The following is a 19268-nucleotide window of genomic DNA, read 5'->3' as shown; positions in this document are numbered from 1 at the left end:
CACCGATCAGGTTAGTGCCCCGGTGGGGTGCGGCTCGCGCCGACCGCGCCTCCGGGGTGCCTGATCAGGAGGTAGCGGTCGAATTCCAGCAGCCGCAGCAACCGGAGCACCGGCCCTGACGGCCGCACGATGATCATCTCTTGGCCCAGGCCGCGCACGTGTTCGTCGGCCCGCAACAGGGCCCGCGCACCGGCGCAGTCGATGAAGACCACCTGGGCCAGGTCGAGTTCGACCGTCGCCGCGGTGAGCCCACCGAGGACGCGCCACAGTTCGGCGCCCTTGACGGCGTCGAGATCACCGCGAACGGTGATCTCGGCCCTGTCCTCGGCGGGTTCGGGCGACGTGAGCAGGATCACCGTATTTCGCCCGCCCCCTCACCAAGCACTTCGGCCGCCAGGTCGGCGACGCGGCGGCGGGTGTCGCGGGCCTGCTTGCGCAGGCCGGTGAAGGCCTGGGTGGCGGTCAGGTCGTGCTTGCCCATCAGGTAACCGATCGCCCGCTCGATGACCACGCGGTAGTCGAGGGCGTACTGGAGCTGGTCGGCCAGGGCGCTCTTCTCCTCGGCGGCCATCGCGGCGGTGAGAAGCTGCTCGATCACGTCCGCGTAGCCGTAGAGCGCCTGGACGTCCGACTCGTCCCACTCGTAAAAAACGGCCTGGTAGACGTTCAGGGTGCCCACCGGCTCGCCGCCAAGACGCACCGGCACCCCGGCCACCGCCCGCACCTCCGGGTGAAGCCGGTCGGCGAGCTTCGGCCAGCGCGGATCGACGCGCACATCACTTGAGGTCACCGCGGAATTCTCCTCGTACGCGGAAACGCACGGCCCCTGGCCGAGATGGAGTTGTGCGCCCTCAAGACTGCGTCCCCGCTCATCGGTGGCGACCAAATAGCGGAGATCTTTACCTTCTTCGGCAAACATCAGCCCCGCACCCGCATATCCGAACAGCGAGTTCACCACATCCACGGCACGCTCCAACTGATGGACTATGCCTGTGGTGGACGAGGTCGTCTGAAGCCTTCTCAGGCTCGCGACCAGCGCTTCCGGATCAATGTGAGTCATACGTGTGGCGCCTTTCAGCGTCGACCTGGTTACTTGACGTGCACACTACGGCTTCCCTGGAAAAGGAGGTCTATGAGCCATGGTCTGAAGAACCATCACCATGAGCTCGCCGAGGCGCTCTCCCGTCCGGACTTTCGCGGGCTGCCATTCATGGCTCGTCCGGTCGTAAAAATTCAGCGTGCCGATCAACCGCTCCTCCGCCCGCAAAGGCACGGAGAGCACCGCCCGCACCTCCGAGACCCGCGCGGCCACCCCGGGGAACCCGAACGGCCTTGCCGCCCTCAGGTCGTCGACCGCGACGTCCTCCCCCCGGGACATGGCCTCGATGGCCGGCCCGGCCCCGATCTGCTCCTGGATCAACTCCAGCCGCCGGCCCTGGTCGTCGGACCCTCCGATCGCCCGCAACCGGTCGTGGTCGTCTATCAGCATGAGGGCCGCCCCGTCGGAACCGAGGACATCGGCGAGAGCGCTCAGGGTACGGTCGACGAGCCGGGAGAATTCAAGGACCTGGGTCATGGGCGGGCTTCCTCCATGTCGAGGTAGCTCCGCGGACACAAGGCGGAATGATCTGCGAATCAGAGCCTAGTGCTGCCCGGCGACTCCGGCCAAGCTGTCCGGCCTCGGCCGGGCGGCCGAGGCCGGACATCACCGTCAATACATCGTTGAGCATTCGGCAAACGATGATTGGCAGGGTAGGCGTTATGAGCATCCTGTCACGTTCGGCCATCGCCCGGCGACGGCGCACCCTGGCCAACCTCGTGCTCCGCGACCTCGCCGACACCGGTGACGTCACCGTCCCCGTCTGGTGGGACGAGGAGATCCAGCGGGAGTTCGGCGGGCTGGGCGGGTTTCTCGCAGAGCTGAGCCGCCAGTGGTGGACGGCCTACGCCGCGCACCTGGACGCGCTGATCGAGCTGGGTCTCGACGACCCCTCCCAGGCGTGGGACGACGTCACCGAGCAGATGCCGTGGCTGCGGGCCGTCCTCGACGCCTACGCGGACGACGCGGCGCTCGCCGAGGCCGAGCGGCGGCACTGCGACGTCCTGCGCTGGACGACCCGCCGCGAACCCCGGCACGCGGCCTGACACGCTGACACAGGGCATGGGAGGACCCGGAGCCCGGGGTCCCCGCCTCGGCGGCCCGGGATCCGGGCGATTCGCAGCCTCGGCGCCCCTGGATTTCCCTGGATTCCGCGCGCTCGGGACCCCGTCGGCCCGATCCCCCACCTGTCGTGCGGGGAATATTCGCGAGGAATCGGGTAGCCATGAACGATGGTCAGATTTGCCGAGGGTAAACCCCAACCTCACAGAAATTCCGATGATCATGCTGCTGACCTGCGCCTGGGGGTGCGCCTGACGATGGCGCTGGCGGCGGTGGCGGTCTTCACGGTGCCGTTCGTGATCCTGCTCGTGCTCGTGAGGACCTCTTTCTCCCCGCTCACGGAGCTCGACGAGAGCGTCGCCCTGAGCCTGCACGCCCACGCGCTGGAGAATCCCGGCTACACCACCTTCCTCAGCGTGGGGACCGAGGTGTTCGGGCCCTGGACGTGGCGCGTGCTGGTGGTGCTGACCGCCGTCTGGCTCTGGCGCAGGGGCGCGCCGCGCCTGGCGATCTGGGCGGTCGCCACGATCACCTTCGGCGGCCTGCTGAACCTCGCCCTCAAGGTGATCGTCGACCGCGCCAGGCCCGAACTGCCGGATCCCGTGGCCTGGGCGCCCGGCGCCTCCTTCCCCTCCGGGCACGCGATGGGAGCGGCGCTGGGCGCGTGCATCCTCGCGCTCATCCTGCTGCCCTTCCTGCGCGGCACGGCCTCGCGGATCACCGTCTGGGCCGTCGCGGCGGTCATCATGGTGTTCGTCGCGTACAGCCGGGTGGCGCTCGGCGTGCACTGGACCAGTGACGTGATCGCGGGGGTCGCGCTGGGCGTGGCGGTCGTGGTGGGGGCGGCGGCGGGCTTCGAGGCCTGGCGCCGGGGAGAGGGCCGCACGCCCGCCGAACCGCACATGGAAGGCGTCGAGCCCGAGGCGTTCCGAGGAGGTCGTTCGGGGTAGCTGGCGCGCCATGTCGAAAATGTCGGTGGATTTCAAAGGCGTGACACGCCTCATCCTGGCGCCACTGGCCATCATGGCCGTGCTGACGATCGGCGTCGGGCTCCTCATCACCAAGGTCCTGCAGACGACGACCCTCATCGCGAACGACGAGGGAGTCAACGCGCAGCTGGCCGGAGACCGTACGGCCTACTGGAGTTCGATCACCGATGTGGTGTCGAGCATGTCCGACACCCCGGTGATCATCGCCGGCACCGCGCTGCTGGCCGTCCTCTTCCGGCTGGCCTTCAAGCGCTGGAACGAGTCGATCTTCCTGGCGCTGGCGGTCTTCTCGCAGTCGGCGATCTTCCTGCTGGCGACCGTCTTCGCCGAGCGCAAGCGTCCCGCCGTCCAGCACCTCGACCCCGCCCCGCCCACCTCCAGCTTCCCCTCGGGGCACACCAGCGCCGCGGTCGCCTTCTACTGCGGCATCGCCCTGGTGCTGACCATCCACACCCACCGCTACAAGATCCTGAACGTGCTGTGGTGGGTGGTCGGCCTCGGCGTTCCCCTGGGCATCGCCTACTCGCGCATGTATCGCGGCATGCATCACCTGAGCGACGTGAGCTGGGGCTTCCTGCTCGGCGTGGTCTGCATCGCGGTGGCGGCCAACGCGCTGCTGTTCCGGTCGGTGATCCAGGAAAAAAAGAAAAAAGTTCTGAGCACGTAGCGATCCCCGGCCGCACCGGGGATCCGGGCGCGGCGAAGATCGCCGGGGCGAGGATCGGCGGGGGTGAGAGAGGGACATTCACCACCCGCCGGGTCGCTTCACATGAGACCGTTGTGAAGCAACACCACCAAGGTTCAACCTGTCACCTCGTGTGGCTCAAAGATCACAATGTGCTACGAAGTAAGATGGAAACCTCGCCGGGAGATTCAAGCCTTCCCGTCGGGGCACGAGCAGCCAGCCGGCCGGACCGAGAGACGTTCGACGGCTACCCTCAAGGAAGGAAGCTGGCCATGGATCGCCAGTCCGTCGTCTGCCATAAATGCACGGGCGTTCTCCTCGCCACCGACTCTCGCACCTACACGGCGCAGCGAGGCCGCCTGATCGTGACCAACGGCTACTGCACCTGCCCCGCCGAGCAGGCTCCCGTGGAGCAGGCCGCCCAGCGGCAGCAGCAGCCCCAGCCCGCCGTGGAGCAGCCCACCTCGCACCGGCAGCCCACCCACCCCCAGCAGCACCCCCAGCAGCAGAGCGCGCCCGCGGGCCAGAACTCGATGGTCGTCGCCTAGCGTTCCCTCGGGGAGCGGTCGCGGCGTCGCAAGGGCGCACGCGACGGCTCGGCTCCTCGACGACCGCGCGCCGCCACCGCGACCTCGCAGGCCGCCCCCTCTGACTGATCTGGTCATATTCGCCGATCAGCCGCTGTCACGGATCCGGACACCTCCCCGGTCGTCCACCCTCTCGGATCCGGACACCTCCCCGATCCTCCGATCGTCCGCCTTCTCGGGTCTCTCGATCCGGACACCTCTCTCCGGTCGCCCCACGAGTCCGGACGCACTCGCCGATCGGTCGCCCTCCCGGATCCCGGCGCACCTCTCCGGTCGTCCACCCTCCAGATCCCGGCGCACTCCCGGAACCGGCCGCCGAGTCCCCGGCGACATCACGCGGCGGCGCTCAGCCGCTCAGCCCCCAGGCCAGCACCACGGACAGACCGCTCGTCGCGAGCAGGCCGACGAGCACCACTATGGCAATCACCCGACGGTTCATGCCCGAAAGCCTAGCCAGGCATCCGGGTGGTCTCGCACGCCGGCGCACGCGGGGATCCACGCGGGGATCACGCCGGGGTCCGGAGGGGAGTACGAGATCACGACGGCCAGCCCGTCGAGGGGACCTGCACGCTCTCGGCGCGGATGATGTGGATGACCGCGTTGATGAGCGCCAGGTGGGTGAAGGCCTGGGGGAAGTTGCCGAGGTGGCGTCCGGTCACCGGATCGATCTCCTCGGCGTAGAGACCGAGGGCGCTGGCGAAGGAGAGGACCCTCTCGCAGAGCCTGCGGGCGCGGGTGTGCTCCCCTATCTCCGTCAGTGCCGAGACGAGCCAGAACGAGCAGATCGCGAAGGTGCCCTCCTCCCCGGTCAGGCCGTCGTCCGTGCTCTTCGTCTCGTAGCGCAGGACCAGGTCGTCGGCGGTCAGCTCGTCGGCGATGGCCAGCACGGTGGCGCGGACCCTGGGGTCGTCGGGCGGCAGGAAACGCACCAGCGGGATGAGCAGGAGCGACGCGTCGAGGGCGTCGGCGCCGTAGTGCTGCCTGAAGACCCCGTGCTCGCTGACGCCGTGGGCGCACACGTCGGCGTGGATGTCGTCGGCGACCGCCTGCCAGCGCGCGGCCAGTTCCGGCTCCTCCCTGAGCCGGGCGAGCCTGGCGCCCCTGTCGGTCGCCACCCAGCACATGACCTTCGAGGAGGTGAAGTGCTGTGGCTCTCCGCGTACCTCCCATATGCCACGGTCAGGTTCCCGCCAGTGCCTGATGGCGGACTCGACCTGCCGCTTCAGGATGGGCCAGATCCGCTCGTCCAGGCGGTCCCGCGACCGGGTGTGGATGTAGAAGGAGTCGAGGACGGATCCCCAGACGTCGTTCTGGCGGTGCCGGTACGCGGCGTTGCCGACCCTGACGGGCCTGGCGCCCTCGTACCCGTGGAGGTGGTCGAGGATGTGCTCGTCCAGCTCACACTCGCCGTCGATGCCGTACATGACCTGGAGTTCCTCGTCCCGCTCCGCCACGTCGGCGATGAACCAGAAGAAGTCGTCGGCCTCCCAGTCGAAGCCCAGCGTGTACAGGCCCCAGAGGGCGAAGGTCGAGTCCCTGATCCAGGCGTAGCGGTAGTCCCAGTTGCGGTCGCCGCCCGGGGTCTCGGGCAGTGAGGTGGTCGAGGCCGCGATGAGGGCACCCGTGGGGGCGAAGGTCAGGCCCTTGAGGGTGAGCGCGCTGCGCTCCAGATACCTCCGCCAGGGGTGGTCGGGGAAGACGCCCCTGGCGAGCCAGTGCTGCCAGTGGTGGGCGGTCCACACGAGCCGCTCGTAGGCGTCCTGGAAGGTGTACGGCGGCTCGTGCGGGGTCCACGACAGCGCGCAGAAGCGCGTGTCGCCCTCCTTGAGGAGGGTGCGCGCCGTCGCGCGCCCGGCCTCGAACCCCAGCCGCATGTCGGTGGTGAGCCGCAGCTCCAGGGGCTCCCCCTCGACCGTCGCGGCGCCCTGGTGGTAGCCCCTGTCGGTGTACGACCAGCGCGCGGGCCTCCGGCCGTAGTCGAAGATCGGCTCGCAGTCGAGCGTGATCTGCATCTCCCCGCTGACGCAGCGCACCGTGCGGAGCAGCACGTGGGAGGCGTCGTAGTCGGTCGGCGCCCTCCTGTGCGTGTGGGAGAGCTCGTCGTGGTGGTGCCAGGGCCCCATGAGCAGCAGGTCGCGCACGATGATCCAGCCGGTGGGGGTGCCCCAGCTCGTCTCAAGGATCATGGTGCCGGGCAGGTAGCGGCGTGCGGCGGGCACCCTCAGGTCGGCGGGACCGAGCCGGAAGCCCCCCGCGCCCCGGTCGAGGATGGCGGCGAAGACGCTGGGAGAGTCCATTCGCGGCAGGCAGAGCCACTCGACGTTCCCGCTCGGGGCGACCAGGGCGGTGACCTCGCAGTCGGACAGGAAGCCGTAGTCGGCGATGGGCGGGAAGGGGGAGGGGCCGGGCAGCGCATCCGCCGTCGAATTCGGTGTCATCGGCTCTCCTTGAGCGTGGAGACCCCCGCCCTCGAACGGAGATGCCCTCGAACGGAGAAGAACGTTAGGCGCCCTTCCTACCCCGGCTACCGGGGTCAGGCACGTCTTTCCGCTGATCAGACGCGCCTTCGTGCTCTCTTCCTCTCACGAGGAAACCGTACTCCGCCACGGTGCTGGCGGACTCCCTTGACCTGCCTGTCCGTCCGCGTCCGCCGTCGGTACGGGAATCGGCTCCCCTTCTCGGCTCCCCGTCCCGGATACCCGCCGCTCAGCGGAGAATGGCGCGGTCCATCATCGATCCGCCACTTGACCCCATAAGTCACATTATTCCCAGCTGTACGTGAACTTTTCGGACAAGTAGCTGTCGGATCTGCTATCAAGATGCCCGACCAAGGTTCACATCAGAGAGGGTCATCGTGGGGCGCGACGATATCCAAGGACCGTACGAGGAAGACCCTCGCGAGCAGACCGGTCCCCTCGGACCGGCGCAGTACGAACCCGAACGTCCCGCCGGCGACGTGTTGTCGGACGGCTGGAACGAGATCGACTTTCCGGAGCTCACGCCGGGCGACGGGTCCCAGGTGATCGTCCACGTCGACGGATCCCGGGAGATCGTCCGGGCCGACGGGTCCCGGGAGATGGTCTACCTCGACGAGCGTCGCGAGATAGGGGACACCGACATCACGTCCGACGGCCCCCTCTACCGCGAGGAGGACGAGGCGACGCCGTCGCGCGGTTTCCTGGGGTCGGGCTGGCGCGAGGACCCCGATCCCTACGAGGAGCGCCGCCGCAGGGGCAGGAGCAAGAGCAGGATCCTGCTGGCGGTCGTGGGGGGCGTCGTGATCGCCGGGGTCGCGGGCGGCTGGCTGCTCTCCGCCTCCCTGGACGGGAAGACCGGCACCACGTGCTCGCCCGGCGTACGGTGCTCGGTGGCCGACCTGCCGAAGGCGCCTTCGGAGACGCCGACGCCCCGGCCCGAGGAGGAGACGGCGGAGCCGTCCGACGAGCCGTCCACGGCCGACGAGCCCCCGACCACCGCTCCCACCAGGGCTCCCCGGACCCAGGAGCCCTCCACCCGGCCGTCGCCGACCCGCAGCACCTCGCCGAAGGAGACCCGTCCGACGACGTCCTCCGAGGACGCCGAGCAGGAGGAGACCTCACGGCAGGACCCGGCCCCGAGCTCGCGGATCACCTCCGAGCCCGCGCCCTCGCCGACGAGCCAGGCCCCCACGGAGGACGCCGCACCGAGCCAGCAGCCGACGACGGCACCGCCGCCGCCGCAGGACACCGGGACGAACGGCAACTCGGGCAACGGCAACTCGGGCGGCGGCCGGGGCGGCCTGCTCGACTGGCTGTTCTGACCGTCACGGCGCGGACGTACCGTGAGCGCGGCTCGGCGGCTCCGGCGGCTCCCGCGCCTCCGGTGGACTCCGGCGGGCCCCTGGGGGCTTTCAGAGGGCTCCGGGGAACGCCGCCGGCTCGGCGGGCCTCCGGGCGCGTCGACCGGTGGGCCGGGGCTCGCACCGGCGCGTCCGCCGGGACCTATGGCGAGGACGTGCCGGCGGCGTGGTCACTCCGGGGACGCTGGGAACGCCGGACCCCGGCGCGGTGCTCCTGGGGGCTGACACCGCGTTCGCGTTTGAAGGCGGCGCTGAGCGCGAACGCGCTGCCGTAGCCGACCTGCGTGGCCACCGCGCCGACGGTGGCGTCGGTCTCGCGCAGCAGGTCGGCGGCCATGGCCAGCCGCCAGCCGGTGAGGAACGTCATGGGCGGCTCGCCCACCAGCTCGGTGAAGCGGCGGGCCAGGGCGGCGCGGGAGACACCGGAGCCCGCGGCCAGCGTGGCCACCGTCCAGGGGTGCGCCGGGTTGCCGTGCAGCATGCGCAGGGCCTTGCCCACCACGGGGTCGCTGTGGGCGCGGTACCAGGCGGGGGCGCCGGCCTCCGGGCGGGAGAACCAGGCCCGCAGGACGGCGATGAGCAGCAGGTCGAGCAGCCGGTCGAGCACGGCCTCCTGGCCCGGCTCGTCCTTGACGATCTCGTCGCCGAGCAGCGGGATGACGGGGCAGTTCCAGGCGTCCTCAGAAAGGACCAGCAGCGGCGGCAGCGCCTCCAGCAGACGGCGGCTGATCTCCCCGCGCATCTGGTAGGTGCCGGTGAGGAGCATCGTCGACCCGTCGGGGTCGTTGCCCCAGGTGCGGACGCCCAGGTCCATCTCCTGGGCCAGGCTTCGCCCGTCGAGGGTGGTGCAGTGCTGGCCCGGATGGATCACCACGTCGGGCGGTGTGGCCGGATCGTCGGCGACCGTGTAGGGATCGGGACCGAGGATGATCGCGACGTCCCCCGGCCCCAGGCGCACCGGGGCGGCGTCGTCGAGGACCACCCACGCCTCACCCCGCACCATGGCCGTCAGGGCGAGCGGCGCCCGGTCCTGGATCCGCAGGGACCAGGGCGGGTTCAGGATCGAGCGGAGCAGGAACGCTCCCCTGGCCCTCGGACCGTCCAGGAAGTCGGTGAGTGCGTCCACGAATTTCACTTTAGACGCTGAAATATGGAATTGCGCTTCTCGACCATGGCCCGTCTCACCTCTGGCCAGTTCACTGGTCCTGTGACAGAAAACGCCCATGAGAAGAACGCGACGCCGGTCCTCGGTGGCACGGGCAGGACCGGCCGCCGCGCGGTGGAGGGGCTCACCGCGCGCGCTCTGGGGCTGACGGCAGGATTCCCCCAACGGCCAAGGAGAATGTGATGTTGGTGTTCCGAGGCGCCGCGCTGGTCGCGGCGGCCATCACCACGGGACTCGTGGCAGGTCTCTTCTACGCCTACGCCTGCTCCGTCATGCCCGGTCTGGCCCGGGCGGACGACCGGACCTTCGTCAGCACGATGCAGCGGATCAACGTGGCGATCCTCAACGGCTGGTTCGCCCTCTGCTTCGGCGGCGCGCTGGTGCTGACCGTCCTGTCCGCGGTACTCCACCTCCAGACGGACGGGCGGCCCGTGCTGCCCTGGATCGTGGCCGCGCTCGTCCTGTACGTGGTGATGCTCGCCATCACGATGGGGATCAACGTGCCGCTCAACAACGCGCTCGACGCCGCCGGGGACCCCGACCGCGTCGCCGACCTCGCGGCGGTGCGCGAGCGGTTCGAGGCGGCGTGGGTCCGCTGGAACCTCATCCGCACGCTGGCGTGCGTGGCCGCCTTCGGCTGCGTCACCTGGGCCCTCGTCGTGTACGGGCGTACCGGCCTGCCGAACGGGTCATGACCGCGGAGACCCTGCCCACGTGGGTGGTGAGCGGGACATGGCCAGGTGGGCGGTGCCCGGCGCACGGCCGGGCGGGTGACGGCCGGGCGGGTGACGGCCGGGCGGATGACGGCCGGGCGGGTGGTGGCCGGGGGACATGATCGAGGCTGCCCGCCTGTCCGGACTTCTGCCAGGATGCCGTCTGTCGCCGCCTCGCGATCACTTGGCGCTTCCCCGCGCGTCTCGGCGCGACCCGGGGAGGCAGACCCTGACCCCGCGTCCTGACCACCGACACGCACGGGAGCCCTCCGATGACCGGGTACCGGATTCTCGCCGTCGACGACGACCCCGCGATCCTGCGCTCGTTACGCCGCGGCCTGCGACTGGAGGGCTTCGGTGTGGAGACCGCGGACTCCGGCGAGCGAGCGCTGGAACTGGCCGGCAGCGCCGTGCCCGACGCGATCGTCCTCGACGTGTCGATGCCCGGGCTGTCGGGGATCGAGGTGTGCTCCCGCCTGCGAGCACGCGGAACGGAGGTACCGGTGCTGATGCTGTCGGCGATGGACGAGGTCGCCGACCGGGTGGCGGGACTGGCCGCGGGGGCCGATGACTACGTCGTCAAGCCGTTCGACCTGGGTGAGCTGGTCCTGCGGCTGCGTGCCCTGCTGCGCCGGGCCGGCCGGGCGGCCGGCGACGCGGTCCGGGTGGGCCCGCTGACGGTCGACCCGGCCGCCCGCCGGGTCACCGTGAGCGGCAGGGAGGTCGAGCTGACCCGGCGCGAGTTCGACCTGCTGGAGGTCCTCGCGCGCAACGCGGGTGTCGTGCTGTCCAGGCCGGTGCTGCTGGAGAGGGTCTGGGGATACGACTTCGAGGTGACCGGCAACGCCGTGGACACCTTCGTGGGCTACCTGCGGCGCAAGCTGGAGGCCGGGGGCGAGCCGCGCGTGGTGCACACGGTGCGCGGGGTCGGGTTCGTGGTGCGGGACGGGCGGCGGTGAGGCTGTCCACCCGGTTCGCGGCCTGCCTGGCCGCGCTCGTCCCGCTGCTGGTGCTGCTGGGCGGCCTGCTCGTGCTGAACCTGGTCTCCCACGACCTGCGTGCCGAGCGGGACGGGCAGTTGGAGACGCGGGCGCGCGCGCTGGCGCCGCTGGCCGCCTCGTACTCCTGGCGCGTCCGCCTGACACCCGGCTTCCCGCCGGACTTCCTCACCCGGAGACTCGCCGGGGCCGCCGTCGCGGGGGCCGGCAGCCCCGGTGGGATGCGCGTCGAGATACCGGGGACCGAACCGCTCGACATGGGAGAGGTACCGGCCGCGACACCCGCCGTCCCGGCCGGAAACGGACCGGCCACCTTCGCCGACGGCACGCGGAGATGGAGATTCGTGGCATCCGATCTGGGCCTGCGAGGGAGCGCGGGCCGCCTGTGGGTGTTCGAGGCCGAAGAGCACCTCGACCGGCAACTCGGGGTGCTCCGCAACCGGCTGGCGCTGGTCACCCTGGTCTCGGCGGGGGTGGGCGTCGTGGCCGGTCTCGCCCTCGGCAGGTTCGCGGTACGCCCCCTGGCGGTGCTCCGCGGCCAGGCACGGGGAATCGGCGCGTCCTCCGCGCGGGGAACACGGCTGGCGACCACCTCGGGGGTCACTGAGATCGACGAGCTGGCCGCTCTGCTCAATGACCTGCTGGACCGGCGGGACGCGGCGGTGACGCGCACCGGCGAAGCGCTGGAGACGGCTCGCGCCTTCGCCGCCACCGTGGCGCACGAGCTGCGGACCCCGCTGACCAGCATGGGCACCAACCTGGAGCTGCTCGGCCACCCCGGCCTGGATCCGGTGGAGCGCGCCGAGATCGTGGCCGACCTGGGCGCCGAGCACGGCCGGGCACAGCGACTGATCACGATGCTGCGCCGGCTGGCGCGCGGCGAGCTGGTCGGGCCCGAGTCCTTCGCCGACACCGACCTGGCCGAGATCACCGCCGTCGCGGTCGAGGAGGCACGACGCCGCCACCCGAAGGCCGCGATCGCCTTCTCCGCCGCGGCCGGCCCGGTGGTGCGAGGGTGGGCGGAGGGACTCCGGATGATCATGGACAACCTTCTCGACAACGCCGCGGTCCACGGCGCGGACGACGCGGACGACGGGGGGCGTGCCACGATCACGGTGACGCTGTCCGTCGACGGTGAGGTCGCCGTGCTCGCCGTCCAGGACGCGGGAGCGGGGATACCGCCCGCCGAACGCGACTCCGTCTTCACCAGGTTCCACCGCCGGGCCGGCAGCCCCGGCTCCGGCCTCGGTCTCACCCTCATCCGCCAGCAGGCGGCGCTGCACGGCGGCACGGTCGCGGTGGCCGACGCGGGGCAGGGCCGCGGGACGCGCGTCGAGGTGCGGCTGCCCACGTCCCCTCCTTTCCCCGCCCGCTCCCCGGGGCGGCCCGGCGAGCGTCCCTCCGGAGTCCGGTCCTGGCTGGCCGGGCCCCGCCGGTAGCGGGCACCCGCCGGGCCCCGGTCCTCGTCGTGGATCTGCCAGAGATCTGCCAGGAAAGTGCGCCATGCTCCCTGCCGTACGCGAGCGGCCCACCCGCCGCCGAACCCACGGGGAGAACATGAGAACGATCGACATCACCCATCGCCTGCGAGGACCCGTCGTCGTGACGCTCGCCACGCTCACGCTGGCCGGCTGGGCGGTCCCGGCCCGCGCCCTGCCCCTGGCGGCGCCGATCCCCCTCGCCCAGGCCGCACCGGACGTCACCGAGGCGGGCTCCTTCGACCTCGTACGGCCGTCGGCGCATCCGGTCGAGCTGCGGAGCGCCCCGAGGCGGCTCTCGGTGACCTACACCTACGAGGGAGACGAGCGCACGTTCGACGACTTCCTCGCGCGAACGAAGACCAACGGCCTCGTCGTCCTGGACGGCCGGAGCATCGTGGCCGAGCGCTACGTCAAGGCCGATCGCGGCACCCGGTTCCAGTCCTGGTCGATGGCGAAGTCCTTCACGTCGACCGCGATCGGCATAGCCCTGCACGAGGGCCGCATCCGCTCGATCGACGACCCGGTGACCCGCTACCTGCCCGAACTACGCGGCTCGGGCTACGACGGGGTGTCCATCCGGAACCTGTTGCGAATGTCGTCGGGAATCGCCTGGGACGAGCGCTCCGACATACCGAAGGTGCAGATGGCCGCGAACCGGGGCCAGCCGGTCGGGAAAATGGCGGCGCGGCAGGTGCGCGGCTGGGAGCCCGGCAGCAGGTTCGAGTACACGAGCATGAACTCCTTCGTGCTCGCCCAGCTCGTCACCCGCGCCACGGGCATGCCGTACCACCGGTACGTGGAGAAGAAGATCTGGAAGCCCGCCGGCATGGCGTCCACGGTGCGCGTCGACAAGGACTCCAACGGCGACAGCCTCGGTTACTGCTGCTACCACGCCACCGACCGCGACTTCGCCCGGTTCGGCCTGCTCTACCTCCGTGAGGGGAAGGCGGGAGGGCGCCAGGTCGTGCCGCGTTCCTGGGTCAAGGCGTCGACCACGCCCTCCGCCTCCTTCAATCCCGGCTACGGGCTGCACTGGTGGCTCGGTGACGGCGACCGGGGTGACTTCATGGCCGCCGGATTCGGCGGGCAGTACATCTACGTCTCCCCCGAGCAGGGGGTGGTGATCGTCAAGTCGTCCCTCTCCGCGTCGGCCAACGACCAGCGCGAGGCGCTGACCGCGTTCCGCGCCATGGCCGCCGAGGTGGCGAGAACCCGCTGACGGGCGCTGACGGGCGCTGACGGGCGCTGACGGGCGCACTGACGGGCGGCGTGACAGGCGCGGTGACGGGCGGCGGGCGGCGCTAGCGCGGTTTCCCGCGCAGCAACTCGACGACGGCGCCGATGTCCGCGTCGCCCCAGCCGCGCCCGGCCGCCTCCTCGTAGCGCCGCTCGACCAGCCGGGCGATCGGCAGGTCGAGGCCGCCCGACTCCGCCATGTCGATGGCGAGCCGCACGTCCTTGGCGGCGAGCCTGGTCGTGAACCACCCCTGGTGGTCACCGCTCAGGATGTCGTCGACCCGGTTGTGCAGGGCCGGCGCGACGGTGGGCCAGGTGAGGAGGAAGTCGTGCAGCAGCGTCTCGTCGAGATCCGCCGCCAGACCCGTGGCGGCCGCCTCGGAGAGCGCGGCGATCCCGGTCATCAGCAGGTAGTTGTTCAGCAGCTTGAAGGCGAGCGCCGCGCCGGGATCCCGGCCGCAGTAGGAGTAGGAGGCGAACACCTCAGACCACACCGGCTTCAGCATGTCGGCGACGTCACGCTCGCCACCCATCAGGACCGAGGCCCGCCCCTCGGCGACGGCCGGCGGCCAGCCGATGACGGGCGCGGCCACGAACCGGCCCCCGGGCGCCATGTCCCGCAGCGCGCGGGCCGTGCCCGGGGCGACGGTGCTCGTGTCGGCCACCACGGGCCCGTCGGCGCCGATCCCGGTCAGCTGGGACATCACCTCGCGAACCGCCTGGTCGTCGGCGAGCGACAGCAGCACCCCTTCGGCTCCCCGCACGGCCTCGGCGGGCGAGGCCGCCTCGACGGCGCCGAGGCCGACCAGCTCCTCCGCCCGCCCCGGTGTGCGGTTCCACACCGTGACCGGGAAGCCGCGCACCAGCAGCCGCCGGGCCAGTGCCTGCCCCATCATGCCCATCCCGAGTACAGCGACGCGCATCGATCATCCCCCCTCACGCCATTGTGCCCCCGCGGGTCCGGGCGGTCTGGGCCGCCACGCGGGTGACCTGCGGCATCTCGGCGCTCGCACGGGCGGGAACATCACGGGAGGCCGTACGGGCGGGCGGTGCCGCAGGGGTTCAGGCCGGGTGGGCGTGGGTCCGAGAGCTCACGCCGGGTGAGCGCGGGGATCGCGAGAGCTCAGGCCGGGTGAGCGCGGAGGTCAGGAGAACTCAGGCCGGGTAGGCGTGGGTCTCGGTGGCCTTGACGGCCGCCCAGATCCGCTGCCCCGAGGTCAGGTCGAGGTCCGCGACGGCGGCGGGGGTGACGTCGGCCGAGGCGGCGATCGGCCCCTCCAGGTGGATGCGGACGTTGTCGCCGTGCCGCTCGATGCCCTCGATCGTGGCCTCCCAGAGATTGCGCGGGGTGCCGTCCGGGCGGGTCCGGTAGAGCGCGACCGCTCCGGGGCCGAAGGCGACGAACGCGGGGCCGTCCAGATGCTCGGCGACGCTGAAGCTCACCTCGCCGACGGTGACCTGTCGTCCCGCGGCGAGCCCCCGGTAGAGGTTGAGGCCGACCAGGCGGGCGACGTAGTCGGTGCGCGGGCGCCGGGCGACCTCGGCGGGGGTGCCGCGCTGCACGACGGCTCCGTTCTCGATGACGACCAGCTGATCGGCGAGCACCATGGCGTCCAGCGGATCGTGGGTGACCAGGACGGTCGCGCCGCCGAAGTCGGCCAGGTGGCGGCGGAGCCCGGAACGGATCTCCAGGCGGGTGTGGGCGTCGAGGGCGGCCAGCGGCTCGTCCAGCAGCAGCAGGCGGGGCCCCACGGCGAGGGCGCGGGCCAGGGCGACGCGCTGGGCCTGACCGCCCGACAGCTGCCGGGGTTTCGCCGCGGCGTGCCCGGCCAGGCCGACGCGCTCCAGCCAGGCGGCGGCACCGCGCCGCGCCTCCGCTCTGGAGGCACCTCGGCAGCGGGGCCCGAAGGCGACGTTGTCCAGAGCCGACAGGTGCGGGAAGAGCAGGTAGTCCTGGAAGACCATGCCGATCGGGCGACGTTCGGGCGCCAGGGTGTGCAGCGCCTCGCCGTCCAGGGTGATCTCCCCTCCGGACAGGGCGGTGAGCCCGGCCAGCGCGCGCAGCGCGGTGGTCTTGCCCGCGCCGTTGGGGCCGAGGAGAGCGACGACCTGGCCGGCGGCGACCTCCAGTTCGATGTCCAGGTGGAAGCGGGGCCGGGTGACGACAAGGTGGGCGTTCAGGGTCACGGGGCACTCACCCACCGGTCGCGCAGGCTGGCCAGGATGATCACCGAGACGGCGAGCAGGACGAGGCTGAGCACGATCGCGGCCTCGGGTTCGGTCTCCAGGGCGAGGTACACGGCCAGCGGCATCGTCTGGGTCCGGCCGGGGAAGTTGCCGGCGAAGGTGATCGTGGCCCCGAACTCGCCCAGCGCGCGGGCCCAGCACAGCACGGCGCCCGCGACGATGCCGGGGGCGATCAGCGGCAGGGTGACGCGGCGGAAGATGGTCCAGCGGGAGGCGCCCAGCGTCGCGGCGGCCTCCTCGAAGCGCAGGTCGGCGGCGCGCAGCGCGCCCTCGACGCTGATGACCAGGAACGGCATGGCGACGAACGTCTCAGCCACGACGACTCCGGCAGTGGTGAACGGCAGGGTGATGCCGAAGGTGGTGTCGAGCCACTGGCCGACCAGGCCGCGCCGCCCCAGGACGAGCAGCAGGGCGACCCCGCCGACCACGGGGGGCAGCACGAGGGGAACGGTGACCAGCGCCCGCACCAGGCGGCGGCCGGGAAAGGCGACACGGGCCAGCAACCACGCCAGCGGTACGCCGAGCAGCAGGCACACCACCGTGGCCACGGTCGCGGTCACCAGCGACAGGCGCAGCGCCTCCAGCACCTGCGGCTCGCCGAGCCTTTCCGCCAGGGTGGACCAGGGCGCGCGCACCAGCAGCCCGGCCAGCGGCAGCGTCAGGAAGACCATGCCCGCCACGGCGGGCAGCACCAGCACCCAGGGCGGGCGGCCCGCCACCCCACCGGACGGACCTCCGTGGGAACCACCGGACGGACCGCCCGCCGCGTCGCGCGGCACACCACCGGCCGGCTCCCCCGGCACGCCGCCGGACGGACCGCGTGACACACCGCCGGACGGACCACCCGTAACGTCACCGGACGGACCGCTCACGGCGCCGTCAACCCGTCGCGCGGGCGTGGTCGGCGATCTCCACGACCACGTTGGTGGACTTGATCACGGCGACCGCCCTCACCCCCACCTCCAGGCCCAGCTCGTCGGCGGCCTGGCGGCTCATCAGCGACACCACCCGGTACGGTCCCGCGGCGATCTCCACCTGGGCCATCACCGCGTCCCTGATCACTTCGGTCACGATCCCGCGAAGGCGATTGCGGGCCGACGAGTGCCCCGTACCGTTCTCGGACTCGATCTGGGCACGCGCGAACGCCGCCAGATCGGTACCCTCCACCATCCGGTGGCCGTGCTCGTCCCGCCGGGCCGCGAGCCGCCCGGCGTCCACCCACCGGCGGACCGTGTCGGAGCTCACCCCGAGCAGCGCGGCGGCCTCGCTGATCCGAAACGTCGTCACGAACAATCACCATACCTTCGCGTATTCACGCCCTTATGCCCCTCCTCCATGGCAGTCGCGCCGCGATCCGCCACTCCGTCGCCGCTCCTGCGAGCTCGAACGACCTGGAGGACCCTTTCCCCGCGCCGGGGACCCGCTCACACCGGCACGCCGAAACACCGGCACGCCGAAGCACCGGCACGCCGAAGCACCGGCACACCCGCGCGAGGAGCGCCGTCTCGGCGTCCCACACGGGCCCCTCGCCCAGCAGTTACGCGTCCGCGCTCTCGACCCGCGCCTCGAAGCGCCGGATCTCCCGCCTCACGACGCGCCTCCGCCGGTCTTCCGCACGGCGGTCACGTTCGCGGCGGGGTGGACGGACACGGCCGGACGTCCGCCGTTCCCGGGTCTCACGGGTGCTCGGGGTCGCATGAAACCCACAGTGTTCCAGGTGACGGGTTCCTCCGGATACGTCCACCTCGCCGGCCACCGGTCACGGGCTCACCGCGTACTCGCCGGGTGCCCGCGGGGCGCCCGCCCTTCCCGGTCGGCGGGAAGGGCGGGCGCGCGGAGCCTCGCGGCGACTACGGCTGCTGGGAGATCCGGAACGACTGGGCGGCGCCTCCGTTGCAGGTGCTCTGCACCAGCTGGACGCTGTCGGCCGTCGAGGAGCCCGGCACGCTCAGGCACTTGGCGCTGAGGCGGCTGACGAAGCGGTAGTGGCCGTCGCCCTCGGACACCGCCTGCCACTGCTGGTTGTTGCCTCCGGAGTACGTCCACAGCTGGAGCGGGGCGCCGTCGGCCGTGGAGACGTCGGTCACGTCGACGACCTGGGCGCTGTTGAGGCGGCTGTTGAGCCGCGCGAAGCCGCCGCTGGTCGGCTGGACCTGGAACTGCTGGGCGAGGGTGCCGTTGCAGGTGTACTGCTGGATCACGGTGCCGTTCGCCGAGGCGGCCGCGCGCGCGTCCACGCACTTGCCGTTGGCGCGGTTGGCGAGGCTGTACCACGCGGTCGGCGAGATGGTGTCGGTCGGGGGCGGGGTGCTCCCGCCGCCCAGCCACAGCAGGCCGTCGATGACGAACCGGTTCTGCACCTCGCTGGCGAACGTGGACGACAGCGGGGTGTTGTTGGTGTAGTTCATGGCGTTGTGGCCGAAGTTCGCGTACAGCATCTTGTAGTTACGGTTGGTCCACATGAGCGGGTAGTAGCCGCTGTACCAGGTCTGGTTGGGGTCCGTGCCGACCGGGAAGCTCGACGGGTCGATGGAGCCGAGGATCCTGATGTTCGCGTTGTTCCTCAGGTCGTTGGCCCAGCTGTACCACTCGCTGACCGACGAGGTGAAGGTGGCGGGCAGCCGCGCCGTGGAGGGGTGCGCCCCGCCTTCCGTGCGCATGGTCACCGAGGTGGGGCCCCAGGTGTTGGACCTGAACGCGCCGGTGCCGAGGAGTTCGTTGTGGTACCACGACCAGCTCTGGGCGTTGGTGTTGAACGCGCTCACGTGGAAGCCCATCCACGCCCCGCCGTTACGCATGTACTGCTCGAACGCCGAGCGCTGGGCGGCGTTCTGCGGCAGGTCGTCCAGGAAGATGACCACTTGATACTGCTGGAGGTTGCTCGCGTTCAGCTGGCTCCAGTTGTTGGTCGCGGTGTAGGTGAAGTTGTTCTGCGCGGCTATCTGCGGGAACCAGCGGTTGGCCTCCTGCACGAAGTTGACGTGGGCCGCGTCGTACGCCCCGTTGTAGAAGGCGATCACTTTGAAGCTCGGGGCGGCCGACGCCCCCGCGCTTCCACCGGCCGGAAGGGTGGTGAGGCCGAGTGCGAGGGCGAGCACGGCGAACAGCCGCACCCACGTCCTCGCCGTGCTGACCACGTTTTTCCTGGTCATCTACATTTCCTCTGTC

Annotated in this window: 19 protein-coding genes; 9 read left to right on the top strand and 10 right to left on the bottom strand. The window is 71.2% G+C overall.

Going from position 1 to position 19268, the window contains the following annotated elements:
* Positions 1–11 precede the first annotated feature (11 nt).
* From ACTOQ1_RS33945 to ACTOQ1_RS33935, 3 genes are read right to left on the bottom strand one after another with little or no spacing between them, the layout of a single operon-like run.
* The gene (locus tag ACTOQ1_RS33945; protein WP_440072061.1) at positions 12–356 is read right to left on the bottom strand and encodes an STAS domain-containing protein; all 345 of its coding nucleotides are present in this window, start codon (positions 354–356) and stop codon (positions 12–14) included.
* Entirely contained in the window at positions 353–1060 is a 708-nt protein-coding gene (locus ACTOQ1_RS33940) for a GAF and ANTAR domain-containing protein (protein WP_440072060.1), read from the bottom strand. Before ACTOQ1_RS33940 ends, ACTOQ1_RS33945 begins: the two co-directional genes overlap by 4 nt.
* A gap of 45 nt (positions 1061–1105) precedes the next feature.
* Positions 1106–1576, bottom strand: coding sequence for a GAF domain-containing protein (locus ACTOQ1_RS33935; RefSeq protein WP_440072059.1), 471 nt, complete (start codon positions 1574–1576; stop codon positions 1106–1108).
* Between the two features lie 185 nt (positions 1577–1761).
* Here ACTOQ1_RS33935 and ACTOQ1_RS33930 point away from each other — a divergent pair, with 185 nt between their 5' ends.
* The 4 genes from ACTOQ1_RS33930 (at position 1762) to ACTOQ1_RS33915 (ending at position 4383) form a co-directional block, all read left to right on the top strand.
* Positions 1762–2145, top strand: coding sequence for a hypothetical protein (locus ACTOQ1_RS33930; RefSeq protein ID WP_440072058.1), 384 nt, complete (start codon positions 1762–1764; stop codon positions 2143–2145).
* A 261-nt stretch (positions 2146–2406) separates the two neighbouring features.
* On the top strand, positions 2407–3111 hold the full coding sequence (locus ACTOQ1_RS33925; protein WP_440072057.1) for a phosphatase PAP2 family protein: 705 nt from the start codon (positions 2407–2409) through the stop codon (positions 3109–3111).
* A gap of 40 nt (positions 3112–3151) precedes the next feature.
* Complete coding sequence (locus tag ACTOQ1_RS33920) at positions 3152–3817, top strand: phosphatase PAP2 family protein (RefSeq protein ID WP_440072056.1); 666 nt, start codon at positions 3152–3154, stop codon at positions 3815–3817.
* A gap of 290 nt (positions 3818–4107) precedes the next feature.
* A complete protein-coding gene (locus tag ACTOQ1_RS33915; protein ID WP_440072055.1) occupies positions 4108–4383 on the top strand; it encodes a hypothetical protein in 276 nt (91 codons plus the stop codon).
* Positions 4384–4958: 575 nt separating this feature from the next.
* Here ACTOQ1_RS33915 and ACTOQ1_RS33910 read toward each other — a convergent pair.
* Positions 4959–6860: a glycoside hydrolase family 15 protein gene (locus ACTOQ1_RS33910; protein WP_440072054.1), complete on the bottom strand. Its 1902-nt coding sequence runs from the start codon at positions 6858–6860 to the stop codon at positions 4959–4961.
* A gap of 416 nt (positions 6861–7276) precedes the next feature.
* On the opposite strand from ACTOQ1_RS33910, the gene ACTOQ1_RS33905 reads away from it, so the two are divergent.
* Entirely contained in the window at positions 7277–8221 is a 945-nt protein-coding gene (locus ACTOQ1_RS33905; protein WP_440072053.1) for a hypothetical protein, read from the top strand.
* A gap of 181 nt (positions 8222–8402) precedes the next feature.
* Here the strand turns inward: ACTOQ1_RS33905 and ACTOQ1_RS33900 are convergent, their stop codons facing one another.
* On the bottom strand, positions 8403–9386 hold the full coding sequence (locus ACTOQ1_RS33900) for an AraC family transcriptional regulator (RefSeq protein ID WP_440072052.1): 984 nt from the start codon (positions 9384–9386) through the stop codon (positions 8403–8405).
* Between the two features lie 221 nt (positions 9387–9607).
* On the opposite strand from ACTOQ1_RS33900, the gene ACTOQ1_RS33895 reads away from it, so the two are divergent.
* From ACTOQ1_RS33895 to ACTOQ1_RS33880, 4 genes are all read left to right on the top strand, one after another.
* Positions 9608–10120, top strand: a complete 513-nt coding sequence (locus ACTOQ1_RS33895) for an anthrone oxygenase family protein (protein WP_440072051.1) — start codon at positions 9608–9610, stop codon at positions 10118–10120.
* A 290-nt stretch (positions 10121–10410) separates the two neighbouring features.
* Positions 10411–11097, top strand: coding sequence for a response regulator transcription factor (locus ACTOQ1_RS33890; protein WP_440072050.1), 687 nt, complete (start codon positions 10411–10413; stop codon positions 11095–11097).
* Complete coding sequence (locus ACTOQ1_RS33885) at positions 11094–12575, top strand: sensor histidine kinase (RefSeq protein WP_440072049.1); 1482 nt, start codon at positions 11094–11096, stop codon at positions 12573–12575. Before ACTOQ1_RS33890 ends, ACTOQ1_RS33885 begins: the two co-directional genes overlap by 4 nt.
* Positions 12576–12693: 118 nt before the next feature.
* Positions 12694–13836, top strand: a complete 1143-nt coding sequence (locus ACTOQ1_RS33880) for a serine hydrolase domain-containing protein (protein ID WP_440072048.1) — start codon at positions 12694–12696, stop codon at positions 13834–13836.
* Between the two features lie 82 nt (positions 13837–13918).
* Here ACTOQ1_RS33880 and ACTOQ1_RS33875 read toward each other — a convergent pair whose 3' ends face one another.
* The 5 genes from ACTOQ1_RS33875 to ACTOQ1_RS33855 form a co-directional block, all read right to left on the bottom strand.
* Positions 13919–14776: an NAD(P)-dependent oxidoreductase gene (locus tag ACTOQ1_RS33875; protein ID WP_440072047.1), complete on the bottom strand. Its 858-nt coding sequence runs from the start codon at positions 14774–14776 to the stop codon at positions 13919–13921.
* A 232-nt stretch (positions 14777–15008) separates the two neighbouring features.
* A complete protein-coding gene (locus ACTOQ1_RS33870) occupies positions 15009–16040 on the bottom strand; it encodes an ABC transporter ATP-binding protein (RefSeq protein ID WP_440072046.1) in 1032 nt (343 codons plus the stop codon).
* Positions 16037–16771, bottom strand: coding sequence for an ABC transporter permease (locus tag ACTOQ1_RS33865; RefSeq protein ID WP_440072105.1), 735 nt, complete (start codon positions 16769–16771; stop codon positions 16037–16039). Before ACTOQ1_RS33865 ends, ACTOQ1_RS33870 begins: the two co-directional genes overlap by 4 nt.
* A gap of 208 nt (positions 16772–16979) precedes the next feature.
* Positions 16980–17387, bottom strand: a complete 408-nt coding sequence (locus ACTOQ1_RS33860) for a TOBE domain-containing protein (protein ID WP_440072045.1) — start codon at positions 17385–17387, stop codon at positions 16980–16982.
* 563 nt (positions 17388–17950) lie between these two features.
* Positions 17951–19252: a ThuA domain-containing protein gene (locus ACTOQ1_RS33855; protein ID WP_440072044.1), complete on the bottom strand. Its 1302-nt coding sequence runs from the start codon at positions 19250–19252 to the stop codon at positions 17951–17953.
* Between the last annotated feature and the right edge of the window lie 16 nt (positions 19253–19268).

The organism is Streptosporangium sp. OZ121 (genome assembly GCF_051918885.1).
In the GTDB taxonomy this organism is placed as follows: domain Bacteria; phylum Actinomycetota; class Actinomycetes; order Streptosporangiales; family Streptosporangiaceae; genus Streptosporangium.
This window is presented reverse-complemented; position numbering and strand designations above follow the sequence as displayed.

Excerpts from the sequence above, each read along its gene's own strand:
- ACTOQ1_RS33865 (WP_440072105.1), bottom strand. The coding sequence starts at position 16,771 with ATGGTCTTCCTGACGCTGCCGCTGGCCGGGCTGCTGGTGCGCGCGCCC.
- ACTOQ1_RS33875 (WP_440072047.1), bottom strand. The coding sequence starts at position 14,776 with ATGCGCGTCGCTGTACTCGGGATGGGCATGATGGGGCAGGCACTGGCC.
- ACTOQ1_RS33930 (WP_440072058.1), top strand. The coding sequence starts at position 1,762 with ATGAGCATCCTGTCACGTTCGGCCATCGCCCGGCGACGGCGCACCCTG.
- ACTOQ1_RS33910 (WP_440072054.1), bottom strand. The coding sequence starts at position 6,860 with ATGACACCGAATTCGACGGCGGATGCGCTGCCCGGCCCCTCCCCCTTC.
- ACTOQ1_RS33895 (WP_440072051.1), top strand. The coding sequence starts at position 9,608 with ATGTTGGTGTTCCGAGGCGCCGCGCTGGTCGCGGCGGCCATCACCACG.
- ACTOQ1_RS33940 (WP_440072060.1), bottom strand. The coding sequence starts at position 1,060 with ATGACTCACATTGATCCGGAAGCGCTGGTCGCGAGCCTGAGAAGGCTT.
- ACTOQ1_RS33880 (WP_440072048.1), top strand. The coding sequence starts at position 12,694 with ATGAGAACGATCGACATCACCCATCGCCTGCGAGGACCCGTCGTCGTG.
- ACTOQ1_RS33855 (WP_440072044.1), bottom strand. The coding sequence starts at position 19,252 with ATGACCAGGAAAAACGTGGTCAGCACGGCGAGGACGTGGGTGCGGCTG.
- ACTOQ1_RS33915 (WP_440072055.1), top strand. The coding sequence starts at position 4,108 with ATGGATCGCCAGTCCGTCGTCTGCCATAAATGCACGGGCGTTCTCCTC.
- ACTOQ1_RS33890 (WP_440072050.1), top strand. The coding sequence starts at position 10,411 with ATGACCGGGTACCGGATTCTCGCCGTCGACGACGACCCCGCGATCCTG.
- ACTOQ1_RS33935 (WP_440072059.1), bottom strand. The coding sequence starts at position 1,576 with ATGACCCAGGTCCTTGAATTCTCCCGGCTCGTCGACCGTACCCTGAGC.